This window comes from Okeania hirsuta (assembly GCF_003838195.1).
GTDB lineage: Bacteria > Cyanobacteriota > Cyanobacteriia > Cyanobacteriales > Microcoleaceae > Okeania > Okeania hirsuta.
Genome location: NZ_RCBY01000332.1, coordinates 1 through 6,137 on the forward strand (window position 1 = coordinate 1; position 6,137 = coordinate 6,137).

Genomic DNA, 6,137 nt, shown 5'->3' on the forward strand with positions numbered 1-6,137 from the left:
TTCTTCTGATTTATACTTTTGTTGGCAGCAAGCTAGGCTATCGTTCCAGACGACGCGGACACAACTAAATAGCTTGGCTAATCGGTATTTTTGTCCAGGCGTTGGATCGATACGGTACTTAAATCTCGCTTTCATAACCTGACTTTTCAACTAAGAACATAACAACATATTTATTGAAATAAAATCAACTAAAAAGTCCCCCTAAAAGGGGGAGGCTTTAAACCCAATTTTTCGGTAATACCTGTACAAAAATTAAGTTTCCGGAGATATATCTTGAATATGGTTGTTTTTCCATGTTATATCATGTCCAGTCGCATCGGAGCGTGTATAGAATTAAGTTTCAATTGAAAGAAATCCTTCAGCATAGCTGCCTTATGCCTTCTGCCTTTCCTACACCAAAGCATAAGTATTCAAGCGGACATAATATTATTTCCTTAAAATTCAAACTTTGAGGTTTGGAAAAAGGTGATATACTTAATAAAATAGGCAGTAATAACGTAATCATCGTGGTATAAAAAAATTTTTCGAGCATGAAGCAACTCCTGAAAATTTTTCGGCCACTATTATATATATAATATTAGTAAATATCCACTATTTTAGAATCCCGAACCTCTTTTACCGTTGGGCATAATTGTCCACCAATTAGTTTTTGCCATATTTAGTTGTTTCTGATTTACCATTGCATTATCAAGATTAGTACCACACAGATTTGCTCCTTGTAAATTCGCACCATTCAGATAAGCATTTGTCAGGTCTGCATCCCGCAGATCGCATCCTGCCAAACTAGCTGTACTTAAATAAGCCTTAGTCAAATTTGCATTTTTGAGAGTAGTATTAGTTAAATTAACATGACCAAGATTAGCATGGGACAAATCTGCACCTTGCAAATTACTTTGATGTAAATTAGCTCCATAAAAATTAACTCCAGACAACTTGGCATTACGCAAATTCAAGCGACTTAAATTACAATCAGGAAAATCTCTTCTACCTTTAGCATAAGCACTACGCAACGTTGCAGAAGTCCATTTCTCGGGAGTTTGAGAATTTAATCCAGTTGTCTTTTTTGCAGAAATCGTCGTCAAATATCCTTTAGAAACTTCTTTCCTCATCTTCATCTGAGGTCGAGATCGAGTTGTAGGTTTCCTTTCTAAACGAGTTTTGCGTTCTCGAATTTTTTGAGCAATTTGATTATTAGTAGACATCCAGGAAAAATCATTTTCATTGTCATTAAAAACTGTGGACTCTTCTCTAAATAATGTATTTAGACTATTATCTGGAATTAGTTCAACCTGTTTGTTTTCAGATTCTTTTTTCTTCAATGATGTTAAAAGTTCTTCTGCTGACTGGAAGCGATGTCGCACGGAAACTTCTAGCATTTTCTCCAATATTTCCCCAAACCAGTCGCTAATATTAACAAGAGGACGCCAGAGAATTTCACCATTGATCTGATCGTAACCAAGGCTATTTGGAGTTTTTCCTGTCAGCAGAAAAATGCAAGTTACTCCTAGGGCATAAATATCACTTGCGTATACAGGTCGCAAAGCCATTTGTTCTGGTGGAGCAAAACCAGAAGTACCAATAGAAATATTTGTAAAAGCAGTTTCTCCTGTACCACCACTGGCAAGATGAGTTTGATTAACATGATCTTTGACTGCACCGAAGTCGATCAGAACTAAATGACCATCCTGACTCCGCCGAATGATATTAGCAGGTTTAATGTCTCGGTGAATTACTTCCTGACTGTGGATATAACTTATTACTGGCAATATCTCGATCAAAAAGTGTTTAACTTGTTCTTGATTAAGTAAACCCTGTTTTTTGACTTCCTGTTTTAATGTTGAGCCACTTACATATTCTTGAACTAAATAAAAATGTTTCTTCCACTCAAAATAACCCAATAATCTAGGTATTTGGGGATGATGGCCAATTTTACCCAGGGTTTCAGCTTCTCGCTCAAATAGTCTTCGCGCCATGTCTAATACATTTGGCGTTGTTGTCGATGGACGCAATTCCTTGATTACACAAATTGGATCTCCTGGCAAGGAAGTATCCTTAGATAAAAAAGTTGCTCCAAATCCTCCTTTACCAAGAGGTTGAATAATTTGATAGCGATCGCGCAAAACCAACTCTGAACCACAAGCTTGACAGCGATTTAAACTATTTGGGTTCTGAGGTTGAGGACAGGCAGGATTTATACAGTAGCTCATATTATACAAAAATATTAATTTGAATTTTTCTTTGAATGACCAATCTCTTCACACTAATTTCACTAAACAAAGGCCAATTTATTTTGATTTACACAAAGCTTATTATCTAAAATTTCATACATTGATCCTAGTCCTGGCTTGATGAGTCCAGATATATAGTTATATATTTTTCCTAACAAGAGGTAAGTATATTAAGAATTTGATTGATTAGGTTGATTTTAAATCATTAGATTAATAATCTAGATATATTACATTATACTTATGTAATAGTAAGATAATAATATGTAATAGTAAAATGATAATATGATTAAAGTTTATAGTTATTTTGCAAAATAATCTCAAATCACAAAATTCTTGATTAAGATTAAGTTGATCTCTAAATCAAATATTTCCATAATCAGAAAAGGTATTTTAGTCAGGACAGAAAAGTAGAAGCATCAAATATTAAAAATCAAAAGTAGCAATCCGTAATACTAATGAGTTACTCGAAAGCATTAATATGATTTTTGATTTCTGTATCTGCAACCTCCACAAAAGTCAAAAGAAGATAAATATAAGTGAAAAATTTTAACTAATAATCATTTGAGTGAATTAGTAATTAATAAAGATTAATAAAGTGACAAATGTTACTTTTACCTTTTGTGATCCTGGAAGAAGAATTTAGAAGTCAGGAAAAGGATCTAACCGTTAAAGGAAGTATTGGCATACAGAATTAATTAGTGGAAGGTTAAGGCCAACTACTAACTAAATACTACCAAATTAATGATTTGTTGGGAGTCTTAAACTCACTTATCCCCCCCCCATGCCCAAAATTTAAGTACCTGTGAAAATTAATTTCACATTTAATTGAGGTCGGGAAAAGAAAATAGTAAGGCAAACAAACCTCCATTGATGATAGAACAGATAGCAGTTTCTTTGCCATATCCCATTGACCATCAAGACCGACGATAAATTAAAAGTTCGACAAATTATGACCCCACCCACCAGAGAGATAAAATGTTACTTGAAGTTATAAATATGGCCTAAGAGCAAATATCTTGCTCTACTGTGCCTCAAGATCGGGAATTATTAAAGAATGCGTATCTCTCTGAACTGGTTGCGGGAACTGGTAGACATCAAAATTTCTCCAGAAGAGTTAGCTGAAACTCTGACAATGGCAGGCTTCGAGGTAGAAGAAATAGAAGATCGAAGCACCTGGGCAACTGGGGTAGTCGTAGGAAAAATATTAGAAGCTAATAAACATCCTAATGCTGATAAACTCAAAGTTTGCCAAGTAGATATTGGCAAAGCAGAGCCATTAAATATTGTCTGTGGAGCGTCTAATGCTAAAGCAGATATTTATGTGCCAGTAGCAACTATTGGTACTTATTTGTCGAAAATTGACTTAAAAATTAAAAAGAGTAAACTACGAGGTGTCCCCTCTGAAGGGATGATTTGTTCCTTGGCAGAATTGGGCTTAACAAAAGATGCTGAAGGAATTCATATCTTTGAGTTAGAAAATCCCCAGTTAGGCAGTGATGTTCGGCCTTTACTTGGTCTAAATGATGTCATTTTAGACTTGACAACAACAGCAAATCGTGCTGATGCTTTGAGTATGATTGGTGTTGCTCGAGAAGTGGCGGCCTTGACAGGAGCATCTCTGAGAATACCAGAAGCTTCTGGCGCTCTGATTACAGAGCAAGAAAGCTCTAGTAGTCTGAAAATAGATATCTCAGAGTCGGCAGCTTGCCCGATCTATATTGGTACTTTTATTGAAGGAGTAAAAATTAGTCCTTCACCAGGATGGTTAAAACAACGATTGGATGCTTCAGGTATTCGGTCTATCAATAATGTAGTAGACGTTACTAACTATATTTTGTTAGAGTGGGGTCAACCACTTCATGGGTTTGACCAAGACAAAATAATAGCCCTGACAGGTAATGAGCAGTTGACAATAGGAGTTCGTTATGCAAAGTCTGACGAATCTCTGACGACCCTAGACAGTCAAAAGCGGACCCTGGAAGCTGAAACATTATTAATTACGGCCAATGACAAACCAGTTGCTTTAGCTGGAGTAATGGGTGGTGAAGAAACGGAAGTTAATGACAATACCACAAACCTATTATTGGAAGCAGCAATTTTTGCTCCGATCGCTATCCGTCGTTCAGCTAGGACTCAAGGTCTACGCACAGAAGCATCAACTAGATATGAACGTGGGGTTAATCACGCTGAATTAGCATTGGCCTGCCGTCGTGCTATTATGTTGATTACTGAATTAGCTGGTGGAAAAGCTACTACTCAAGAAACTTTTAGCACCGCAGCAGACCACCTGACAGTAACTCGTGAACTATCCCTGCGTCTCAACCGAATTAATGAAATTTTGGGACCGCTGAAGCGCGGAGAAGGTACTCTGTATGAATCTTTTCTCCAACCAGAAGAAGTGGAAGGTATTCTCACATCTTTAGGATGTGGTTTAGTTAGATCGGAGACTACAGAGGAAGTAGTTTGGAATGTGACAGTACCTCCGTATCGTTATCGAGATTTAGAACGGGAAATAGATCTTATAGAAGAAGTCGCCCGTTTGTATGGATATGATAACTTCTGCGAAACTCTACCAAGTAAAAGTGCTGCGGGTTATTTACCACCGGAACAGTCTGCGGTGCTTAATCTCAGAGCAGCTTTCCGTGGAGCAGGGTTAACAGAATTGATGCACTATTCTTTGGTTAAGCAAGGTGAGGAAAATCAAATAGCGATCGCTAACCCTTTATTTGTGGAATATTCTGCTCTCCGTACAGAATTATTAAGTGGACTTATTGATGCTTTTCAATATAACCTCGAACAAGGAAATGGAGCATTAAATGGGTTTGAAATAGGTCGTATTTTCTGGAAAGAGGGAGAAAAATTTCAGGAAGCAGATGCGATCGCTGGAATTATGGGTAATGCTCCCAAAAGTTGGACTCTAGGTGGTCGGGAACAACCTTTAAGTTGGTTTGAAGCTAAAGGTATTTTGACACAAGTGTTTGAACGACTCTATTTAGCAGTTGAATATAAACAAACCTCTGAAAATTCCTTATTGCATCCAGGGAGAACAGCGTCATTATGGTTGGAAGGTAAATCACTCGGTGTATTCGGGCAATTGCATCCTCAACTACGACAGGAGCGAGAGTTACCAGATGAGGTTTATGTTTTTCAACTTAATTTAGAGTTACTCTTGTCAGTGATGACTCAAGCAGATATGTTGAGGCGCAAGTTTAGCGGTTATTCTACGTTCCCACCTGCTGACCGAGATATTGCTTTCTTTGTGTCAGTTGAGGTGTCTGTGAATGAGATTAAACAGGTAATTTCTGAGTCTGCTGGAAAGTTATTAGAGTCAATAGAATTATTTGACGAATATCGGGGTGAAAATGTACCGGAGGGTCAAAGGAGTTTAGCATTTCGATTAATCTATCGGATGAGCGATCGTACTCTTACTGATGCAGATATTGACCCTATTCAGCAAAAGGTTCGAGATGCTTTGGTTGATAAATTTAAAGTAAATCTCAGAAGTTAATATTTGTGAGTTATTGTTGGTAGTTCATCATCGAAATCAAAATGATGAATTATCAACAATAAATAAGGTTTGCGCTCAAAAGTCTTTTAGTAGGGGGTAGGAGACAGGAGACAGGAGACAGGAGACAGGAGAAATGGGAATGAGCGAGGAGATAGGAATAAGAATTGTCCCTTGATTTTTCTGCCAAACTATGCGCCTAAAATACGCTCCTTTTTGAGCGTTTTATACCAAATTCACGCAAAGGCAGTTACATCTTAATTTGTGATTTCTTCTTAAAAGAAAAAATTATAAATTCCATAAATTCTAAAATTTCCACCTTTTTTCCTCTTTAATATTTATGTTTTTCTTTCTCTGTTCCCTGTTCCCAGCTCCGGTGTTCCCTGTTCCCTGTGTCCTCACGC

The 6,137-nt window shown here is 37.1% G+C and carries 3 protein-coding genes; 1 reads left to right on the top strand and 2 read right to left on the bottom strand.

Features of this window, described 5'->3' with window-relative positions; genetic code table 11:
* Nucleotides 1-135 (bottom strand): helix-turn-helix domain-containing protein (locus D5R40_RS29470; protein ID WP_153183515.1); only part of this gene is annotated, 135 nt, incomplete at its 3' end.
* 461 nt (nt 136-596) lie between these two features.
* Nucleotides 597-2,207 (bottom strand): serine/threonine-protein kinase, encoded by a 1,611-nt coding sequence (locus tag D5R40_RS29475; RefSeq protein ID WP_124147051.1) that lies wholly within the window; start codon nt 2,205-2,207, stop codon nt 597-599.
* Nucleotides 2,208-3,282: 1,075 nt separating this feature from the next.
* Here D5R40_RS29475 and pheT point away from each other — a divergent pair.
* The gene (pheT, locus tag D5R40_RS29480) at nt 3,283-5,736 is read left to right on the top strand and encodes a phenylalanine--tRNA ligase subunit beta (RefSeq protein ID WP_124155619.1); all 2,454 of its coding nucleotides are present in this window, start codon (nt 3,283-3,285) and stop codon (nt 5,734-5,736) included.
* The last annotated feature ends 401 nt before the right edge of the window (nt 5,737-6,137 follow it).

Excerpts from the sequence above, each read along its gene's own strand:
- D5R40_RS29475 (WP_124147051.1), bottom strand. The coding sequence starts at position 2,207 with ATGAGCTACTGTATAAATCCTGCCTGTCCTCAACCTCAGAACCCAAAT.
- pheT (WP_124155619.1), top strand. The coding sequence starts at position 3,283 with ATGCGTATCTCTCTGAACTGGTTGCGGGAACTGGTAGACATCAAAATT.